General features: G+C 63.3%; 17 protein-coding genes. 5 read left to right on the forward strand and 12 right to left on the reverse strand.

Going from position 1 to position 18,810, the window contains the following annotated elements; genetic code table 11:
- The first annotated feature begins 230 nt into the window (after positions 1 to 230).
- Positions 231 to 1,493: a glycosyltransferase family 2 protein gene (locus ABEA18_RS18695; protein ID WP_345451643.1), complete on the forward strand. Its 1,263-nt coding sequence runs from the start codon at positions 231 to 233 to the stop codon at positions 1,491 to 1,493.
- A gap of 155 nt (positions 1,494 to 1,648) precedes the next feature.
- On the opposite strand, the gene ABEA18_RS18700 is transcribed toward ABEA18_RS18695, so the two are convergent.
- From ABEA18_RS18700 to ABEA18_RS18710, 3 genes are read right to left on the reverse strand one after another with little or no spacing between them, the layout of a single operon-like run.
- A complete protein-coding gene (locus ABEA18_RS18700) occupies positions 1,649 to 2,905 on the reverse strand; it encodes a hypothetical protein (RefSeq protein WP_345451644.1) in 1,257 nt (418 codons plus the stop codon).
- The gene (locus ABEA18_RS18705) at positions 2,895 to 3,674 is read right to left on the reverse strand and encodes a TIGR03943 family putative permease subunit (protein ID WP_345451645.1); all 780 of its coding nucleotides are present in this window, start codon (positions 3,672 to 3,674) and stop codon (positions 2,895 to 2,897) included. The genes ABEA18_RS18700 and ABEA18_RS18705 overlap by 11 nt, the downstream gene beginning before the upstream one ends.
- Positions 3,664 to 4,716 carry a permease gene (locus ABEA18_RS18710; protein ID WP_425550552.1) on the reverse strand — a complete coding sequence of 351 codons (1,053 nt, stop codon included), beginning with the start codon at positions 4,714 to 4,716 and terminating at the stop codon, positions 3,664 to 3,666. Before ABEA18_RS18710 ends, ABEA18_RS18705 begins: the two co-directional genes overlap by 11 nt.
- A gap of 230 nt (positions 4,717 to 4,946) precedes the next feature.
- On the opposite strand from ABEA18_RS18710, the gene ABEA18_RS18715 reads away from it, so the two are divergent.
- Positions 4,947 to 5,270 (forward strand): hypothetical protein, encoded by a 324-nt coding sequence (locus ABEA18_RS18715; protein ID WP_345451648.1) that lies wholly within the window; start codon positions 4,947 to 4,949, stop codon positions 5,268 to 5,270.
- A 345-nt stretch (positions 5,271 to 5,615) separates the two neighbouring features.
- Here the strand turns inward: ABEA18_RS18715 and ABEA18_RS18720 are convergent, their stop codons facing one another.
- The 3 genes from ABEA18_RS18720 to ABEA18_RS18730 all read right to left on the reverse strand — a co-directional run bounded on the left by ABEA18_RS18720 (position 5,616) and on the right by ABEA18_RS18730 (position 9,280).
- On the reverse strand, positions 5,616 to 6,089 hold the full coding sequence (locus ABEA18_RS18720; protein WP_345451650.1) for a DUF3237 domain-containing protein: 474 nt from the start codon (positions 6,087 to 6,089) through the stop codon (positions 5,616 to 5,618).
- A complete protein-coding gene (locus ABEA18_RS18725; protein ID WP_345451652.1) occupies positions 6,086 to 7,837 on the reverse strand; it encodes a CocE/NonD family hydrolase in 1,752 nt (583 codons plus the stop codon). Before ABEA18_RS18725 ends, ABEA18_RS18720 begins: the two co-directional genes overlap by 4 nt.
- 72 nt (positions 7,838 to 7,909) lie before the next feature.
- Positions 7,910 to 9,280, reverse strand: coding sequence for an MFS transporter (locus ABEA18_RS18730; RefSeq protein ID WP_345451654.1), 1,371 nt, complete (start codon positions 9,278 to 9,280; stop codon positions 7,910 to 7,912).
- 175 nt (positions 9,281 to 9,455) lie between these two features.
- Here ABEA18_RS18730 and ABEA18_RS18735 point away from each other — a divergent pair, with 175 nt between their 5' ends.
- The gene (locus tag ABEA18_RS18735; RefSeq protein WP_345451656.1) at positions 9,456 to 10,385 is read left to right on the forward strand and encodes a PaaX family transcriptional regulator; all 930 of its coding nucleotides are present in this window, start codon (positions 9,456 to 9,458) and stop codon (positions 10,383 to 10,385) included.
- 45 nt (positions 10,386 to 10,430) lie between these two features.
- On the opposite strand, the gene menE is transcribed toward ABEA18_RS18735, so the two are convergent.
- From menE to ABEA18_RS18765, 6 genes are read right to left on the reverse strand one after another with little or no spacing between them, the layout of a single operon-like run.
- Entirely contained in the window at positions 10,431 to 11,996 is a 1,566-nt protein-coding gene (gene menE / locus ABEA18_RS18740; protein ID WP_345451658.1) for an o-succinylbenzoate--CoA ligase, read from the reverse strand.
- A 40-nt stretch (positions 11,997 to 12,036) separates the two neighbouring features.
- Positions 12,037 to 13,386: an MFS transporter gene (locus tag ABEA18_RS18745; RefSeq protein WP_345451659.1), complete on the reverse strand. Its 1,350-nt coding sequence runs from the start codon at positions 13,384 to 13,386 to the stop codon at positions 12,037 to 12,039.
- Positions 13,387 to 13,430: 44 nt separating this feature from the next.
- Entirely contained in the window at positions 13,431 to 13,886 is a 456-nt protein-coding gene (locus ABEA18_RS18750) for a MaoC family dehydratase (RefSeq protein ID WP_345451661.1), read from the reverse strand.
- Between the two features lie 41 nt (positions 13,887 to 13,927).
- Positions 13,928 to 15,151, reverse strand: coding sequence for an acyl-CoA dehydrogenase family protein (locus tag ABEA18_RS18755; RefSeq protein WP_345451664.1), 1,224 nt, complete (start codon positions 15,149 to 15,151; stop codon positions 13,928 to 13,930).
- A gap of 1 nt (position 15,152) precedes the next feature.
- Positions 15,153 to 16,046 (reverse strand): amidohydrolase family protein, encoded by an 894-nt coding sequence (locus ABEA18_RS18760; RefSeq protein WP_345451666.1) that lies wholly within the window; start codon positions 16,044 to 16,046, stop codon positions 15,153 to 15,155.
- A gap of 1 nt (position 16,047) precedes the next feature.
- Positions 16,048 to 16,989, reverse strand: coding sequence for an SDR family NAD(P)-dependent oxidoreductase (locus ABEA18_RS18765; RefSeq protein WP_345451668.1), 942 nt, complete (start codon positions 16,987 to 16,989; stop codon positions 16,048 to 16,050).
- Between the two features lie 123 nt (positions 16,990 to 17,112).
- Here ABEA18_RS18765 and ABEA18_RS18770 point away from each other — a divergent pair, with 123 nt between their 5' ends.
- Both ABEA18_RS18770 and ABEA18_RS18775 read left to right on the forward strand, forming a co-directional pair.
- A complete protein-coding gene (locus tag ABEA18_RS18770) occupies positions 17,113 to 17,583 on the forward strand; it encodes a MarR family winged helix-turn-helix transcriptional regulator (RefSeq protein WP_345451670.1) in 471 nt (156 codons plus the stop codon).
- 111 nt (positions 17,584 to 17,694) lie between these two features.
- Positions 17,695 to 18,693, forward strand: coding sequence for a S1C family serine protease (locus ABEA18_RS18775; protein WP_345451672.1), 999 nt, complete (start codon positions 17,695 to 17,697; stop codon positions 18,691 to 18,693).
- The last annotated feature ends 117 nt before the right edge of the window (positions 18,694 to 18,810 follow it).

The raw sequence follows: 18,810 nt of genomic DNA on the forward strand, positions 1-18,810 counted from the left end.
CACGGGGTACCGCCCCTTCGAGGAAGACCGCACGCGACCTGTTGAGCCTGGGACAACTCATCCTCATTCTTGTTATTGGGACCGCGACCCTCACCTGCCTGGTCGCATGGCCGAGGCCGGCGGCCACCGTCTTGGTGTCCGCAGCACTCCTGTTCTACGTTCTGTTTGTGGGATTGAAGCTGACGCTGCATATAGCTTCCCGGCGGTATGTTCCGCCAGCCATCGAACCCGTGAGCATTGATGATCCGGATCTGCCCACCTACACGGTGCTCATCCCTCTCTACAAGGAAGCGAACATGCTCGGTAGCCTCGTCGGCTCGATAGACGGGCTGAGCTACCCGAAGGACCGCTTGCAGGTGCTGCTCCTTCTTGAAGAGGACGACACCGAGACCCGTGCAGAAGCCATCGGTCTTGACCTCCCGGAGCGGTACACGACCGTTGTCATTCCTGATCTCGCCCCCAAAGGCAAACCCAAGGCGCTGAACATGGGGCTCGCTCAGGCCACAGGTGTTCACACGGTCATTTACGATGCCGAAGACAGGCCCGATCACGATCAACTCCTTAAAGCGGTCGCGGCGTTTCGGGCATCCGGGCGCGACCTTGCTTGCGTGCAGGCGCGGCTTTTCTTCTGGAACGAGGACTCGTCATGGATTACCCGATTCTACTGGAGCGAATACGTAATTCATTTCGAACGCGTCCTTCCCGGACTGTCAAAACTCGGTCTCATACCGCCGTTGGGAGGAACCTCCAACCATTTTCGGACCGACGCCCTCCGCAGGACCGCATTAAGCCACGACGTGCTTCCACCCGGAGCCGAAGGTATCGGTGGATGGGACCCCTGGAACGTAACCGAGGATGCGGAGCTAGCCGGTGCGCTGGCCGCCCGGGGCTACCGAATCGCCATGATCGATTCCGTCACTCGAGAAGAAGCGACCGCCCGGCCGGGCGTAGCGAACCGGCAGCGACGACGATGGCTGAAAGGCTTTCTACAGACCGGCCTTGTCTACACCCGCCAGCCATACCAGACTGCCCGCCAGATGGGCTTCCGGCGATGGTTTTGCTACAACTTGTTAATGTTGGGCACGCCGGTTAGCCTGCTGCTTAATCCGCTGTTCTGGGGCCTGACAGTCATCTACGTCATGACAAGATCGACCCTGGTCGAAAGCCTATTTCCTGTCCCGATAGTTGGAGCACTGCTGATGGTCGCCGGCAACCTGCTCTTTTTCTACCAGCTCGTTGGAGCCTGTGTGAACCGAGGTGGATACGGGAGCATCAAGTTCCTGCTGCTCACTCCTCTGTGGTGGGCCTTCACCAGCTGGTCCGCGTACGGTGTTTTGTGGGAGCTGGCTCGTCCGTCCACTCGTCATAAGTGGAACAAAACGCCGCACGGTCACGATCTAGGCAAGGAAAAAGGCCAACTCATCGAAATCAGTGGAGCGGGCACGGGCATGGGGCATGTCCCCAAGCCGGCGCTTCGCGGCCGGCTTGGCTAGTCCGCGGATTAGGACACGACATGTCGGAGCCGCTCCCGTCAAGGGTTGTGATGAGACGGGTCATCGGTAACACCCCGGTCTTCGGACCGGGGTGTTTTTCTTTGTGCGGGTTGCGGACCATCAGACCTACGGAGCCAGCCGTTGCCCGGGTTCGCTCAACCGCACCAGTTGGGGAGGAAACCGGGAACGCTTTTCAGGACCGTGCCCGATTTCACGTCCACAAGGTCGGTCCGTATGGGGGTCGGCTCGGGGAGGACGGGGTATTGGTCGCCGGCATATCGCGGTGCGGCTGTTTCGACGGCGAGGTAGTCTCTGGCCGGAGAGACGCAGGTGTCCAGGATGCGTGACCACGTAGCGTCAGGCTGGTAGAGCGTGCGCGAGCCGTTCTTGTCGGTGAGATTGACCAAAGAGGTCTCTTTCCCGCCGTCGTACTTTCTCACTACCTGCGCGTACTGGCCGGAAGCGTCGAGGACCAGGGGCTGGCCCGCGGTGGTGGTGACCCCGTTCGCGGCATCGGGTACGAAAGCGCCGGGGAGGGTGAGCGTCGTGAGTGTGCCGGTGGTGACGTTGATGGTCGAGTACCGTGGCGGGTCTATGCCCTTTTTCAGCGCTGCATCGGCGACGGCGAGTTCGTCGGTGCCGGGGACGAATCCGAGGATCCCGGCATGCGCGCCTAGAGGCGACACTTTGCCGGTTTCCAGCGCATCAATGATGAACATGGACTGGTCGTCGGTTTGCGCCACCAAGGTGGCCCCGCCCGGGACGAAGCGCCAGTCCGCGGCCGAGACCGGACCGTTGATCCCCTGGATGGCCCGCAGGCCCGAGGACGGATTGTCGACGTCGTACACGAAGAGTGATTTCCAGTACTGGCCGGTGCCCGAAGAAGCGGTGAAGGTGAAACCAATGAGGTGCTTGGATCCTGCCGCGTGAAGATTCGCCACTGTCCCCAGGCCCGGCAATGGAACGAGTGTGGGCGGGCCGCCGGTGAGGGGGATGATCTCGAGCGAGCTGGTGTTGTCGTCGTTGAGGGTTACGACGGCAAGGGCGGAGGGAAGGGCGGCATATTCCTGGATGCGGGGGGCGCTGACAATGACCGTGCCCTGATCGCTGCCGGCGAGGCTTGTGCCGAGGATGGTGTCCGGCTTCTTCAGCCCTGTGTTGTCTTTGCCGGTGTCCCTGTGCAGGGTGTACAGCGCAAAGGCGGCAGGAGTGGCGGAGCGGGCCAGGGCAGAGGTGGAATTGGGGTGCGGGAGCTTCGAAAGATTCGCTACCGTCAACCCGCCCGCGAGGACTGCAAGAATCGCGATGGTGCCGTAGAGGCGCCGGGCAAAACGGCGTCCGGCCAGGAGCTCTGCCGCGGCCGCAATCGCCGCGGCCCGCTTGGCTGAGACGGGACGGCGCTTAGTAGACATAGGGCTGTGCCGGCTGTGTGGTGGGCTTGATGGAGTCCGGAATCAGGACGATTGCCTCGCGACTGGCCGCGTTGGGGTTGGCGCGAAAGCTGCTGGTGACCGTGACCCAGCTGTCCGCTTTGTATTCGTTTTGCCAACCGGGGTGATAAACGGGAACGCCAATCGGCTGGGCATCAACGGCGCAGCAGGTCACCACAAAACGGGTCACGAAAAAGACGTTTGGATCTGTCTTGTCCGCACTGATGAACCCTGTCACGGTGGCAGTCTTGTCGGCAAAAAAGTCCTGCCCAGCGCCGGACCGAAGCAATGATGCCCAGTCCCTCACCGTGAACGCGGAGTAGTCTCCCTTGTCCGGCAGCGCGGGTGCTTTCAGGGTGAGGGCGGATGCTGAGCCGTTGAGGTCCCGCTGTGCGACAGTGGCAGTAGTGAGGGTCGACGGCGGCAGGATCAGCAAGGCGACGACGGCGGCGATGATGGTCAGCACGCTCCCGACCGGCCACAGCCAGCCCCATCGCGAACCGGCCTCATCGCCGTGCTCGTGCTCGTGCCCGTTGTCGTGCGCGTGCGCGTCCTGGGTAGTGGGAGCAAAGGCGAAGGCCGCCAGGGCAAGCACTCCTGCGATCACGGCCATGATGACCGTGAACACGAAATACCGTGGATGGATATACAAGGCAAGCTGCCCTGACAAGCCCAGCCAGACTGTCGCGATCAGGCCGATCAGGCTGAGGACCACGCCCTGCCAGCGGCCCACGAGCCGCCTAATGACCATAGTTGACCGCCAATCCGAGGACCGCGGCGCAAAGCGCCACCAGCAAGCTGAGCTGAAGGAGGGTCTTCGCAGTGAACGTGGTGCGCATCAGGGCGAGCATTTTCACGTCGATCATGGGCCCGAAGACGAGGAAAGCCACGATGCCTCCCGGCATGAAGGTTGCTCCGAACGACAGGATAAAGAAGGCATCCACGTTTGAGCAGATCGCGACGACGAAGGCCAGCAACATCAACGCCAGGACAGACCAGACCGGGTTGCCGCCCAGGGCCACCAGCACTTCCCGGGAAACGGCAACCTGGATCAGCCCCGCCATGCCCGCACCAACGAAGAGGGCAGGCATCATTGCGCGCGTCTCCTGCGAGAACATCTGCACGCTGCGCCTGATCCTCCCGGCCGAGCCGGCGTGGTGGTCTGCCACCGAACAGGTTTCCTGGAACCGGGCGGTCAGCAGCTCCCCGGGCCGCGGATGCCGGCTGTAGATCCAGCCGACAAGGTTGGCGATGAGGAAACCGCCCAGGACGCGGGAGGCCAGGATGCCGTTGTCCCATCCAAACGCCTGCGCGGTGGTGACGATGGTGACGGGGTTCAGGATGGGTGCCGCGAACAGGAAGGTCATCGATTCCGCAACGCTGAGGCCGTTGACCACCAGACCACGCGCCAGCGGAACATTGCCGCACTCGCAAACAGGCAGCAGCATTCCTAGGAGCGAGAGGACCAGCCTCCGCAACACCGGGCTCCGGGGCAGGCGGCGGAGCAGCAGGCCCTCCGGCAGCCAGATCTGGACGGCGATCGAGAGGACAATCCCGAGGAAGACGAACGGCAGGGACTCGATGACAACGCTGATCGACAGCGTGGCAAAGTCGCGGGCGGCGTTGGGAAGCGCAAAGACTTCCGGCGTGGATGGTGCCAGCACCCGCACGAGTGCGAACAGTGCAACGAGGGCTAGGCCGACGATGAGACCGGCGGCAGACTTCGACGCGAAAGCACGGGATGGGCTTCCGTGCTCGCCTTCCGGCTGTTCGCGTTTGTCGACTGCAGGCAGCGTCACAGTCACTCCTTACTCCTCGGACCCGGTCGGTGACACCGGAAGGGGCTGCGAAGATCGACTGTACACGCCGGTCAAGTTCGCGACTAGCCTGTCAGCCCCACCCGTTTCCACGCAGGGGATCGCTCCGCTACTGGATGCACAGGAGACCCGGAAGAAACCGGGTGGCAGGGCCGAAAGACAGGTAGCCGCCACTCAAGCCGCCGTGTGGGAACGACAGTATTTTGGTGAGTGTCACCTACTTGTGGATGTGGGTGGCGGGCACCCGGGCCGTCCTAGTGGTGGGGACTCCGGGCCGCAGGCTCGTCATCCGGGCTGTCGACGTTGTCCGTGGGACTCCCGGGTTCCCCGTCGCGATGTCTTGCGAGGCGTTTGCTGTCAACCAGCCTGCGCCGCTGGTGGCCAAAGACCATCACAACGGCTACCAAAGCGGCTCCGACAAGGACCATTACGACCCATATCCATTGTTGCCCGTCCACGTTCTCCCCAATCTCAGCCCGTCGGCTGGGTCCGGCATTGTGCTGCGAAAGGCCTTCGCCCCGTCTGCCTAGGCTGGGAGGGCGGGCCTGGTAAGGAGTCGGTCTTTCTCCTGATCGTTTGCGTAGGCGATGCACCTACCCCGGTTCGTGAGAAGCGGGTAGTCCATTCAGCAAGCCCCCTTGCTTCTTTGGCTGTGGCCCCTCGCCAGTCCGGGCCCAGTCGTTGCAATCCGCCCATCTCTTGTGGCATGGACGCTGTCCGACACAGTAGGACTGCGGTCGATTGCTGTCTTGAGTAGTCCCTACTTGTTTTCGGGGATCCCTACGCGACCGCCGTTCCGGTCCGTCGATTGGCGTTGTTAACCAGCTCAAAGTAGGTCACGACGGCGGCATTCACGGTCGCCGTCGACGGTGCTGTTAGTCGATCAGAAAGATCCGCACGACCACCCGGTCGGGATGGCGTTCGGCGGTTCCGATAGCCAAACGGTTGTTGAGCCAAGCGAGTTCAGGCGCAGAACTGGTCAGACGCGGCCAGCAGCGAAAGTAGATGCGATCGGGGTCGACATGCTCGCCGCGGTTCAGTCGCTCGATGTCCTCTTCCGTGCCGTGGCGGAGCGCCGTGTTGTGGACGTAGATGCGCAGTCCAGCGTCCGTTTCCAAGGCATAGCGGGCATCCAGTTCGGTGAGCTCCCGGCTGCGCAGTATCTGGTAGTCGGCACCGCCAGGGAGGACCTTGCCGGTGACACGGGAGCCGTGGAAAGACCCTCCGGTGATCGGCACAATCCGGCGGTGCCCCTCCGGCGTGGTCCCGACGTCGACCGGCGGCCCGACGTCGACAGAGACTTCGGCGAAGAAAGACAGTCCGGGCGCCGCCGTCCGGTCGGCGGTCACAGTATGCCCGCGATCAGGCGGCTCGGGTGCAGCTCACCGAAGTGGATGCTTTGCCGGGCAACGATGGTCTCGTCGGAGTCGTAGGCGCGCTTGCCAGTGTTCAGGTTCCTGTCCCAGCGCGGATGGCAGCTGGAGGTGACTTGCACCCGGAGTCGTTCGCCGGGTGCGAAAGTGTACGCGGTCTGCCACAGGCTCACCGTGTATTCGTGGATGCTGCCCGGCTCTACCAGGGAAGGCACGTGGCCAGGAGCGTAGCGTCCAGTCTCCGCATAGCTGTCCCGCCAGGAGGCCCGGACGATTCCGTCCGCCAGCGAAATGGATGTTCCGTCGGCAGCTACCCGGCAAAGACGCACCACGAAATCCGTGTCGACGGCGGAAGTGGAGGCGAAAAAACTGGCCTGCACTTCTCCGAACAGGGTCAGGGGCTCGGTGAAGGCTTCGCTGGTGAAGACCAGGACATCTTCACGCTCTTCGACGGTTTCCTGCCGCGCGGGTCCCGCAGGGAAGGTGCCGTGGATCATCGTGGCTCCTCCCACTGTGGGCACAGGGTGGAGGGGATCGTAGTCGTATTCGGCAATGCCGTCTGCTTCGGGCCCGGGGGCGAGGGAGCCGTCACGTCCGAAGTACCATGATCGTTCGCTGGTTGGAACCGGGAGTTCCTCGAAGCCGCGCCACTGGTTCTCGCCCATGAAGTAGAGCAACACCGCGGGAACGCGGCGAAGGCGCTCCGGCCGGTTCTTGAGGACGGCGTCGAACCAGTCGGTGTGGATCCGCGACAAGTCGCCCAAACCGTTCATCATCCCTGACGCCGCGGCGATCCCGAAGTTGATGTCCGGGTAGGCGCCGGTGAAGTTCGTGTGGGTCCAGGGGCCGACGATGAGGCGGGGCCGGGGGGAGCCTTGGACCCGGCTCAACTCGAGCTGCTTTCCGTACTGTTCGAGGGTGTTGGGTGCGAAGATGTCGAACCAGCCGCCGATGTGCAGGGTAGGCAGCGGGACGGGCACCGCCGATGCGGCGTCCCACAGTTTGGTGAAGCGGCTGCCCGGATCCTCACCCGCGGACGGCAGCACATGGGAATTCATGAAAGTTCCGAGTTTCGGGGAGAGCCTGCGCAGCGGAAGTGTGTCGAAGAGCGATCCATCGGCGAAGCCGCGGTCAAGATCGAGCCAGGATTCGAGTTCCTTTTCCCGGCGCCCGGGGTCTTCGTCGAACTCGCGGAGCAGTTCGTTGACGGAGATTGAGGCGTGGCCCCAGCCAAGCCTGCTCCCGAGCTCGTGGGCTCCACCCCGGTATAGGGCACCGTTGTTGGCGTTTCCTCCGGCCGAAATGCCGAGCGCCAGGGCACGCAGGGCGCCCGGGGACAACGATGCGGCGCGCCATTGGGTCTCGGCAAAATAGGAACGGCCCCACATTCCGACGCTGCCGTCGGACCACGGCAGCCCGGCGGCCCAGGCAACGGTTTCCGCGCCGTCGGAGGCTTCGTTGATTGAGGGAGTGAAGATGCCGTCCGAGCCGAACCGGCCACGGCAGTCCTGGAGAATCACTCCATAGCCCTCGGCCGCTACGGTTGCGGGGTTGAAATAGGCGGAATTCACCGCGAGGTCCCTGCCATAAGGAGTTCTGGTGAGCAGGACCGGAAACCGTCCGCCGCCGTCGTCCGCGGGGCGGTAGACGGTTGACCGCAGGACTGTGCCATCGGTCATGCGGGTTTCGACGTCGGTCTCGATGAGTACGGGGAACGGGCTCACGTAGGCGGTCCTTTGGGTTGAGGGAGTTCGGCCCGCGGAGGAGGCACGAAGCCGTACCTCCTCCGGGGAAGCTTAAGACGGACTGGAGGTCTTCTTGCCCAGCGCTTCGGTGGGTACTTTGTAGGTCTCTTTGACCCAAATGGCCGTCACTGCGGCGGAGACGAGGCAGCAGCCGGCGGTGAAAGCGGCGACGGGCACCCAGCCGTTGGGGCCGGGTTGCACAATTGCGGCTGCGATGGTCGGCGCGAATCCGGTGACAATCAACCCGAGCTGCGAGGCTGTTGCTGCACCCGTGTATCGGATCCGGGTTTCGAACATCTCGGCCGTCATCGAGGGGCCGAGCGGATTGACCAAGCCATAACCGACCGTCATGAACATGATGGCCGTGACGAAGATCAGCGCGATCGAGCCGGCGCTGATTGACCAGAAGAATGCGAAGGCCGATGCGGCGCAGATGATGTTGCCGGCGATGAACACGGGCTTGCGGCCGATTCTGTCGGCGAGGATGCCTGCGTATGGCTGGACGACGATCCCGAGGGCCGCGGTCACGATGGTGACGGTGAGCATGAGGGCGGCGGGGATCCCGAACTTTCCAGAGTAGGCAAGCGCGAAGGCCGCGAAGATCGAGGAGACGACACTCCATAGGCCAAAGAAGATGACCTTGATGATGGTGGTCCAGTGGTCCCGCAGGACGACTTTCAGCGGAAGTTCCTTGGAGCTCTCGGATTCCTTTGCCGATTCGAACACCTCGGACTCGGGAAGGCGAAGCCGGATGTACAGGCCCACGGCCACGACAATAATGCTCGCGAGGAATGGCAAGCGCCAGCCCCAGCTCAGCAATTCAGCCTGCGGAAGCAGAGACACCGCGAGGAAGGCCAGGGAGGCGAGCATGATGCCGGCGACAGCGCCGGTGTTGACCCAACTCCCGTAGAACGCCCGCTTGTTGCTGGGTGCGTGCTCCAGTGTCATGGTGACAGCGCCAACCGATTCTCCGGCGGCGGAAGCGCCCTGCAGGGCACGCAGCAGAACCAGGAGGAGAGGGGCGGCAGCGCCGATGGCTGCCGTGGGCGGCAGGCACCCGATGAGGAACGTGGCGACCCCCATCATGACCAAGGTGAGCACCAGCATCTGGCGGCGGCCGATGCGGTCGCCGAAGTGTCCGATGACGCTCGCGGCCAGCGGACGGACGAAATATCCGATTCCAATGGTCGCCATGGAAAGAAGGGTTCCCAGTGCCGGGTCGATTCCGGGGAAGAAGATCTTGTTGAAGATCAGGGCTGACGCCGAGCCGTAGATGAAGAAATCGTAGTACTCGAGCGTGCTGCCGATGAAGCTCGCGACGGCAGCACGGCGGGCATGTCCGGTGCCGGCGTGGGTGGTTGAAGGGGCGATGTCAGCGGACGGCGTCAGTGCCGTCGGCGGAACGGTGGGACCAGCGGTCATTGCGGATCTCCTGAGTGTGAAAGGGGCTTGGGGCTCGCAGTGCGGCAGGGGCTGAGTTCCGCTGAGAATTGTGGTCTGCATCACTCGTACCAAAAATAGTATGCGACTTAATCCACGCCCGTCAATACAAGTGCATAATAAATGATTGCGGTGCGAGGACTGACAGAATGGACGGGTGACGCCAGCGACTGCTTCCCCAGCTCCCGGGTTGGTACCCGAGGCCCCCGTGGATTTTCCGCGCCCCTTGAAGGGTTCCTCGACCCAGCATCTGCTCACCACGATGCTCGGCGATTTCTGGCAGAACACGGACGAATGGATTCCCGCCAAATTGATCACGGCACTGGCGGCCCCGCTTGGCGTATCGCCCTCCGCCTGCGCGACGGGCCTCAGCCGCTTGGCAAGCAGGGGAGTGTTGGAACAGTCCAGCGCTGGAAGGACGTCGCGGTATCGGTTCACCCGGCGGGCCCGGGCGCGGCTGCGCATCGGATTTGAACAAGTGCGCTTGTTCGGTAGCCAAAGCAACGCTTGGGACGGTGCCTGGACGGTGATCGCCTTCTCTGTTCCCGAGTCCTCCAGGGAAATCCGGGATATGTTCCGATCGCGGCTTCGGTGGCGGGGATTCGCCCCCCTTTACGGGGCGCTGTGGGTATCGCCGCGGGACCATGTCGAGGAGCTGGAAGAAAACTGCGCGTCCTTTGGCGTCGAGGACTACGTCATCTTCCGGACAGCGGATCAGACCCTGCGCGGAAAAAACCTCATCACCGCATGGTCTCCCGAGGAACTGGCGGAGCAGTATGCGCCCTTCATCGAGAGCTACAGTCCATGGGTGGAGAAGGTGGAGGCCGGCCTTGTTACCGACGCAGAGGCCTTCCGCGTTCGCACGATGGCGATGGACGCTTGGCGCGCCTTTCCTTGGAACGACCCCGATCTGCCCGCGGAACTCCTCCCCGAGAAATGGCCATTGGCCGAAGCCCGCAAGATCTTCGTTCGGGTGTACGACGGTCTGGCGGCTTCGGCACTGGCCCACGTCGATGCGATCCTCGCTGACGCCGCACCATCCCTCGGTGGATCCGCGTCATGCATCCCTATCGAATCCGGACGCTGACACGCCAGCAACGCTGATGTGTCACGCACCCAGTCAACGAATCCCTCAGGAAACGGTGCTTCGGCGGAGCTCGCTCTTGCGGATCTTTCCACTGGCCGTTCGCGGCATGTCGTCCACGAACACCACAGTCTTCGGGATTTTGTAGCGGGCCAGTCTGCCGGCCAGGTGCTCCTTGAGTTCGTCCTCGGTCAAACAGGCTCCCTCGCGCAGAACCACCACGGCGCGTGGCACCTCTCCCCACTTCTCGTCCGGCACGCCGATGACTGCCACGCTGCCCACGGCGTCCAGTTCACTGATCGCTTGTTCCACTTCGGCCGGGTAGATATTCTCGCCGCCCGAGATGATCATGTCCTTGAGCCTGTCCGAGACGAAGACGAATCCGTCCGCGTCCTTGTAGCCCATGTCTCCGGACTTGAACCAGCCGCGGTCTTCATACGATTCGGTAGTGGCGTCCGGCCGATTCCAGTATTCGTGGATGACGTTGGGGCCTTGGATCTGGATTTCCCCCACCGCGCCCTGCTCGGCAAGGCCGCCCGCGACGTCGGCGATCCGGACATCGCTGAAGAAGTGCGGGAGACCGGAAGAGCCCGCCTTGTCGCGGGACCTGGCGGCGGGCAGCGTGGTGGCGCCGGGCGCCGTCTCGGTCATTCCGTAGCCGTTGGAGAAATGCAGTCCGCGCGCCTCGTATGCTTCGAGGACGCGCATGGGAACTGCCGATCCGCCGCAGGTCAGCTTGTTGAGGGAGCTAAGGTCCGACGTCGGCCAGGCCGGATGCTCGCAGAGCATCTGGTAGGTGGTGGGCACCCCGCTGATGGTGGTGGCCCTGTGCTGCTCGATGAGCCCAAGGGTGCGTTGGGGATCGAACCTCGACTCCAGGACCACGGTCCCGCCCTTGAGAAGCGTAGGCAACACACCCATGTCGAGCGACGCTACGTGGAACATCGGCGAGATCATGAGCGCTACGTCGCTGGAAGAGAAATCGAAGTCGACAATGACGTTGATGCAGTTCCAGGTGATGTTGCCGTGGGTCAGCAACGCACCCTTGGGGCGTCCCGTGGTTCCGGACGTGTAGAGGATCATTGCGCCGTCGTCGAGCCCGATTTCCTCGTCCAGATGCCGGGGCGCTCCCGAGGCGACGACGTCCTCATAGTCCTCCGCCGCCGTCGGGGTTTCACTCCCGGTGCTACCGAAGGCGGTGATCTCGCCCGGGAGGGAATCGCCGACGACGACGCGCCGGCTCACGCGGGTGCCTTCCGCGCCGCTGGCCGCAAGGCCGTTGAGGCTCGCGGAGTGGATCAGCGCAACGGCACCGGAGTCCTCAAGCTGGAAATTGATCTCCGGCGGCGCTAATCGGGTGTTGAGGGGCACGAAGATTGCGCCGAGCTGCCCACAAGCAAAAAGCGTTTCCAGGAAAGCGGGATGATTGTCCCCGAGATAGGCCACCCTGTCGCCCTTGGCAACGCCCCCGGCTTTGAGGGCGTTGGCGAGCCTGTCCGATCGTTCCGCAAATTCTTCATAGCTGAGTCGGCGGTCTCCGGAGATCAGCGCGATCTTGCTTCCGGACTTCGGGCGGCGGCGCTGCAGCCACGAACCGATGCCAAAATTCTCCATGACGGTCCTTTCTGGTTCCCAAGCTCGACCCTTGCCGGCCTCAAGGCCGGACGGCCTGCAGATCGTTGTTTTTCGGTTCCCTGGTCAACAGGATGAAAATGATGGAGACGACGGACATCGCAGCCAGATAGAAAACCACCGAGCCCGTGTTCTGGCCCGAGTCCTTGAAGATCTGGGCCACGATCCCCGGCGTGAAACCCGCCCCGAGGAGCGTCGCGAGCTGGTAACCGAGCGATGCGCCCGTGTAACGGGAGGTGGTGCCGAACTGCTCGGACACGAATGCGGCCAGTGGCCCGAAGAGCGTTGAGTGGATCATCAGGCCGACAGTGAAGGCGACGAAGACCAGGAGGATGTTGTTCGAGGACAATAGCTGGAACATCGGGATCAGATAGGCGATGAAGAGGACGAGTCCGCCGATCATCACGGGCCTCCGGCCCAACTTGTCGGAGAGCCTGCCGCCAAGGATCACGAAGGCGATCGAAATGAAGGAAGCAGCCGCGAAGGCGTAAAGCACGCCCTGGCGGTCGGCACCCTTGGACACCGCGAAGGTGACCGCGAACGTTGCCAGCACCACCTGGAGGGCAAAGCCTGCGGCACCGGCGAGCATGGTGAAGATCAGGGTCTTGGGCCGGCGCAGCACCTGGAGGAGCGGGATGACGGGCTTCGTGGCGGATCGGCCGTCCGCGTTCCGTGCCACCCTTTCCTGTTCAATGGCGGCTTTGAAGATGGGACTCTCGGATACTTTGAGCCTGACGAACATGCCCACTGCAAGCAAGACAAAGGAGAGCAGGAAGGGAACGCGCCAGCCCCAGGCAAGGAACTGGGAGTTTGGCAAGGCCGAGAAGACGCCCATCATGAGGGTGCCCAGCACGGCGCCCGAGGGCGCTCCCGCATTGACGAACGAGGCAGCGAAGCCGCGCTTCCCCGATTCGGAATGCTCCAACGCCATCAAGGCGGCTCCGCCCCACTCGCCGCCCACAGCGATGCCCTGGAAAACGCGGAGCACTACAAGAATCACGGCGCCCCACGGACCGGCCACGGAGGCGTCCGGGACCAATCCGATCAGCGCGGAAGCCAAACCCATGACCAACATGGAGACGATGAGCATTCCCTTGCGACCCAGCTTGTCGCCGAAATGCCCGAAGATGACTCCACCCAAGGGACGCGCAACGTATCCTGCGGCGAAAGTTCCGTAGGCGGCCACGACGCCCACCCAGTCGTCCATTCCCGAGAAGAAGACCTTGGGGAAGACCACGGCCGCGGCAGTGGCGTACAGAAGGAAGTCGTAGTATTCGATGGTGCTACCCAGGTAGCTGGAAGCAATGACCGTGCGTGCTTCCTTGCGCTTGGTAGCTACGTCCATGGATTGAAGCTGCGATATTTGGGACATCGTTGTTCCTTAAAGCAGGGGTGGGGGAGAGCGGCTTGTAGCCGCTATTTGTAGAAACGGGCGAGGAATTCGGCCACGACTGCGGGGCGTTCCTGGCCTTCGATTTCGATGGTGCTGGACACCTTGATCTGGGCGCCGCCCTTGACCTCGGTGACTTCGGCAATGGTGGCCTGCATGCGGATACGCGCGCCCACCTTGACCGGGGAAGTGAAACGGACCTTGTCCAAGCCGTAGTTCACTTTGGTGGTGACGCCTTCGACGTCGAACAGCTCGCCCCAGAACGGGATGATGAGCGAGAGCGTGAGGAAGCCGTGAGCGATCGGGGCGCCGAACGGGCCGTCCTTGGCGCGTTCCGGATCGACGTGGATCCACTGATCGTCTCCGGTCGCGTCCGCGAACTTGTTGATTTGTTCCTGGGTGATTTCGCGGTATTCGGTGAAGCCGAGATCGGTTCCGGCGAGGGTGAGCAATTTGTCGAAGTCGACGACGAGATTGGGCATTGTTGCCTCCTGGTGGTTGTCGCGGGTGAAGAGGGTGTGGGTTAGCGGGTAAAGGCGCTCTCGCCCGTAACTGCGCGCCCGACGATCAGGGCGTTGATTTCGTGTGTTCCTTCGTAGGAGTAGACGGCTTCGGCGTCGGCGTGAAACCGGGCAACATCACTCTCGAGCGTGATTCCGTTGCCGCCTCCCAGCTCGCGGGCCAAGGCGACTGTTTCCCGCATGGCCAGGCAGCTTTGCATCTTGGCGAGCGCGGAATCCTGGTCGCGGTAGACGCCGCGGGCCTGCTGTTCGGTCAGCCTGACCACGAGGGACAAGCTTGAGGTGAGGTTGCCAAGCATCCGGGCCAGCTTTTCCTGGACCAGCTGGAAGGAACCCAACGGGCGGCCAAACTGTTGGCGCTCGCGGACGTAGCGGAGGGCTGCTTCGAAGGCGCCGGCCTGGATGCCGGTGGCGATCCACGCGACATCGGAGCGCATTGCCCGGAGCATTGCGGCCACGTCCTTGAAGGAGTTCACGTTGTGCAGGCGCATGGATTCGGGAACCCGGACGCCGTCGAGCGTGATGTGGGCGTTCTGCATCATCCGCAATGACGTTTTCCGGTGGATCTTCTCCACAGTCACCCCGGCGGCCTCGCGGTCCACGAGGAACGCCTTGACCTGTCCGTCGGCGACGTCCCGGGCGAACACCGCGAGGACATCGGCCGTCGAAGCGCCCCCGATCCAGCGCTTGGCGCCATCGAGTACCCAGGCATCGCCGTCGCCGTCGGGATTGCGCCGTGCGGTGGTGGAGAGTCCGCCCGCTACGTCCGAGCCGGATTCCGGTTCAGTCAGCGAGAAGACGCCTTTGAGCGAGAAATCGATGACGCGCGGCATCCACTTGGCTTGTTGTTCCGGCGATGCGCCGACCCGGATGGCCGTGCGGAAGAGGCCGGCCTGCGCCGTGTACCAGGTAGCGAGCGAAGCGTCTGTGCGTGCGAGTTCGAAGATCCTGAAGCCTTGGTAGATGCCGCGGGCAGGGCTGTGAACACTCAGTTCCGCCGGTTCCATCAGGTCCAGGTCGATGAGCGGCTGGGCCAACCGCGTAGGGAACTCGCCGCGTTCCCAGTAGTCGGCCAACAGTGGCTTCGCTTCGCGGTCCAGGAAGCCGCGCAGCCGGCCCAGTACCCGGCGCTCCTCCTCGGTGAGGAGGGACTCGGCGTCGTAGTAGTCGCAGACGTCGTAGAGGCGTTCCGTAACCGCGGTCTCCACACGGGTTTCCAGGCTCATGTCAGCCGTCCAATCCGAGCAGCCGCACGGCGTTGTCCTTGAGGATCTTGGGACGGACGTCGTCCTTGAGCGGGAGCTCCGCGAAGGCGCCCAGCCATTTCTGCGGCGTGATGAGGGGGAAGTCCGTGCCGAAAAGGACTTTGTCCTGCAGCACCGAGTTGGACATGCGCACCAGCGACTCGGGGAAGTATTTGGGGGACCAGCCGGAGAGATCGATGAACACGTTGGATTTGTGCGTGGCGATGGAGTTGGCCTCATCCTGCCAAGGCACCGAGGGGTGGGCCATGATGATCTGCAGTGCGGGGAAGTCGGCGGCCACGGCGTCGAGAAGGAGCGGGTTGGAGTAGGCGAGCTTGATGCCGTAGCCTCCAGGAAGGCCCGCGCCCATGCCGTTCTGGCCGGTGTGGAAAATGGCGGGGAGGCCCAGTTCCTGGAGGGTCTCCCAGAGTGGGTAGAACTGTTCGTTGGAGGGATCGAAGCCCTGCAGGCTCGGATGGAACTTGAAGCCGCGGGCGCCCAGGTCGATCGCCTGGTGCTTGGCGCCCTGGATGGCCTCGGTGCCGGTGCGGGGATCCACGCTGCCGAACGGGATCAGCACGTCGTTGTTCCTGGCGGCTCCCTCGATCAGTTCCGGGATGCTGTTGGGCTCGTGCTTGAGCTGGGTGCGGGCGTCCACGGTGAAGACGACGGCGGCCATGTTCAGTTCCCGGTAGACCTCGGCGATCCGGTCCAGCGAGGGTGAGCGGTCCTCGGACTTGAAGTACTTGGCGGATGCTTCGGACAGCGCCCGGGGCAGGGATTCGTGGCCATGGCCGTCCACTTCGAGATGGACGTGCATGTCGATCGCATCAAGTTTTGCGGCGTTGATGCCCGGTTCGTAACGCTGCGCGGCCATGTCAGCGCACCTGTGCGGGGGCGGCTTCGGGCTGCAGTTCCGCCGGGAGCGGCAGGAATTCCTCACCGACGCTCTGCAGCTTGTCTCCGAACAACGCGCCGAAGTTCTCCACGAGGTCCTGGTAGCCCCAACCGCCTTCACGGTACTCCGTGGCGGCGGCTTCGGGGTGGGTCCAGAGCTGGAGGCGGTCTCCACCGGCGCCGATGGCTTGGCCGGCAATCCCGGCCGCTTCGTCGGAGGCGAGGAAGGCAATGAGTCCGGAGACGTCGTCGGCCGTTCCAAAGCCAAGCTCGTGGCGGAAGAAGTGCGGCATGGCCTCGCTGCGCTCGTCCGCCTCCACCGCTTCGCGGAAGTACGGGATGGTCCTGGTCATGGCCGTCGCGGCCACCGGGATGACGGCGTTGGCAGTGACGCCGGCCTTCTTCATTTCCAGTGCCCAGGTCCGGACCATGCCCACAATTCCCGCCTTCGCGGCGGCGTAGTTGGTCTGGCCGAAGTTGCCGCGCTGCCCTGTCGGGGAGCCGATGGCGATGATGCGGCCGGCAATCCCGTTCTCCTTGAAGTAGCCGAATGCCTCGCGGGCACACGTGAAGGTGCCGCGGAGGTGGACGTTGATGACCAGGTCGAAGTCTTCGTCCGTCATCTTCAGCAGGCTCTTGTCCCGCAGGATACCGGCGTTGGTGACGAGGATGTCCAGGCGGCCGAATTCCGTGACCGCCGCTTCCACCAGCTGCTTCGCCGCTTCCGTGCTGCCCACGGGAGCGACGACGGCGACTGCCCGGCCGCCGTCGGCCTCGATGGACCGGACCGCTTCGCCGGCCACCTCGGCGTCGACGTCATTGATGACCACCGCGGCGCCCTGGCGGGCAAGTTCCCTGGCGTAAGCCAGCCCCAGTCCCCGGCCGCTTCCGGTGACAATCGCTACTTTTCCTGACAGGCTCATCGCTGCTCCTTTGTTCGATCCCCGTGCATCCAGGTCTTCGGCGTGGGATGCTGTTCTGTATCCATGAGATTACGTATAGTTGAAAATGTCAACGATTGATTTTGAAGATTATTGGAGTTTGTTATGACGATCGAGGCGCAGGACGAGCAACAGGCTGCCACGAAGGACCGGCTCGTCGCCGCTGCGATCAGCCAGGACGTGGGTTTCCTGCTGGCCAAGCTCCATGCAGGCGGATCGATCGTGAACAACCGGGCGCTTGCTGAGTTCGACCTCAAGGAGCGTTCGTACTCGGTGCTGATCCTGGCCAACAGCGGACTGGAGCCCACCCAACGGGAATTGGCGGACTTCCTCAGCCTCGACCCCAGCCAAATCGTCGCTTTGGTGGACGAACTTGAAAAGCGGAAGCTCGTGGCCAGGGCGCCAGGCAAGCAGGACCGCCGCGCCAAGACGGTAACTGCGACGGCGAAGGGGAGCCAGTTGCTCGCCCAAGCAGCCGTTGCGGCCCGCCACGCGGAATCCGAAGTGCTGGCGACGCTGGACGACGGGGAAATCCTTCAACTTAAAGCTCTGCTTCGAAAAGCGCTGTGGGGCTAGTTTCCCGATCATCTACGGCGTGGCAGAGTTCACCCACGGCGTAGGCCAGCACGGACTAACCGGAGCAGTGTATTCGTTGATATAGACACCACCGGTTACAGGAGGTGCACGATGAGTACGTTGCCGGAACAAGTTTTTCCCGAGGACATCCCTGACGCCCCGTCGGACGACGAAGCCTTGGACGCCTACTCGCGGACAGTGATGCACGTCGCAGAGACGGTCACGCCGCATGTTGCAGCTTTGGAGATGAGCAGCGCCCGCAGGAACGGCCAGGTCAGGATTGGAAGTGGGTCGGCCGTGGTGTTCACGGGGGACGGCTATATGCTGACCAACGCCCACGTGGTCTCGGGCCTCCGCTCCGGGCGGGCAATCTTCGCCGACGGAACCCATTCCGACGTCGAACTCGTCGGTGCGGATCCTTTGTCCGATCTCGCCATTGTCCGCGGGCACCACACGCCGCTGCCCGCCACATTGGGCAACGCGGAGTCACTGCACGTCGGCCAATTGGTGATCGCTGTAGGTAACCCGCTGGGGTTGGCAGGATCAGTGACCGCGGGCGTCGTCAGCGGCCTCGGGCGTTCCATCCCCGTCAGGTCCGGCCGGCACAGCAGGGTCATCGAGGACGTCATCCAGACCGACGCAGCCTTGAACCCCGGCAATTCCGGGGGAGCCCTCGCCGACACCAACGGGCGGATTGTGGGAATCAACACCGCCGTGGCCGGTTTGGGCCTCGGACTCGCGGTGCCCATCAACACCACCACCCAACGGATCATCGCCGCCTTGCTGAAGGACGGCCGGGTCCGCCGGGCATACCTTGGCTTGGTGAGCACCCCTATTCCGTTGGACGCGAGTGCGGTGATCCGGACAGGCCAGAAGGAAGCGCTGCGGGTGGTGGAAGTCATCGTTGGATCTCCGGCGGAGCGGGCAGGACTGCTCGCCGGCGACCTGGTCCTCAGTGCTCAGTCTCGGGCTGTGTCCAGTGCCGAGAGCCTTCAGAAACTCCTGTTTTCGCAGGCCATAGGGGAGCCTTTCCTCCTGACGGTCCTGCGCGACGGCAAAATCCAGGCGATTGTGGCCGTGCCTAGCGAAATGACCGACGCGGATTCGTGAGGAGCCGCGGCCAGGATGGAACCGGGACCGCTAAAAAGCCGGGGCCAAGGTGAACTGCTCCCCGAAAGTTGGACTGAGAATTCAGTTCTGACTTACGGGGAGCAGTTCATGTTAAAG

The sequence above is a fragment of the Arthrobacter gyeryongensis genome, from assembly GCF_039543785.1.
Lineage (GTDB): Bacteria > Actinomycetota > Actinomycetes > Actinomycetales > Micrococcaceae > Arthrobacter > Arthrobacter gyeryongensis.

Coding starts and splice junctions, on each gene's coding strand:
- ABEA18_RS18700 (WP_345451644.1), bottom strand. CDS start 2,905: ATGTCTACTAAGCGCCGTCCCGTCTCAGCCAAGCGGGCCGCGGCGATT.
- ABEA18_RS18705 (WP_345451645.1), bottom strand. CDS start 3,674: ATGGTCATTAGGCGGCTCGTGGGCCGCTGGCAGGGCGTGGTCCTCAGC.
- ABEA18_RS18730 (WP_345451654.1), bottom strand. CDS start 9,280: ATGACCGCTGGTCCCACCGTTCCGCCGACGGCACTGACGCCGTCCGCT.
- menE (WP_345451658.1), bottom strand. CDS start 11,996: ATGGAGAATTTTGGCATCGGTTCGTGGCTGCAGCGCCGCCGCCCGAAG.
- ABEA18_RS18745 (WP_345451659.1), bottom strand. CDS start 13,386: ATGTCCCAAATATCGCAGCTTCAATCCATGGACGTAGCTACCAAGCGC.
- ABEA18_RS18750 (WP_345451661.1), bottom strand. CDS start 13,886: ATGCCCAATCTCGTCGTCGACTTCGACAAATTGCTCACCCTCGCCGGA.
- ABEA18_RS18755 (WP_345451664.1), bottom strand. CDS start 15,151: ATGAGCCTGGAAACCCGTGTGGAGACCGCGGTTACGGAACGCCTCTAC.
- ABEA18_RS18760 (WP_345451666.1), bottom strand. CDS start 16,046: ATGGCCGCGCAGCGTTACGAACCGGGCATCAACGCCGCAAAACTTGAT.
- ABEA18_RS18765 (WP_345451668.1), bottom strand. CDS start 16,989: ATGAGCCTGTCAGGAAAAGTAGCGATTGTCACCGGAAGCGGCCGGGGA.
- ABEA18_RS18770 (WP_345451670.1), top strand. CDS start 17,113: ATGACGATCGAGGCGCAGGACGAGCAACAGGCTGCCACGAAGGACCGG.
- ABEA18_RS18775 (WP_345451672.1), top strand. CDS start 17,695: ATGAGTACGTTGCCGGAACAAGTTTTTCCCGAGGACATCCCTGACGCC.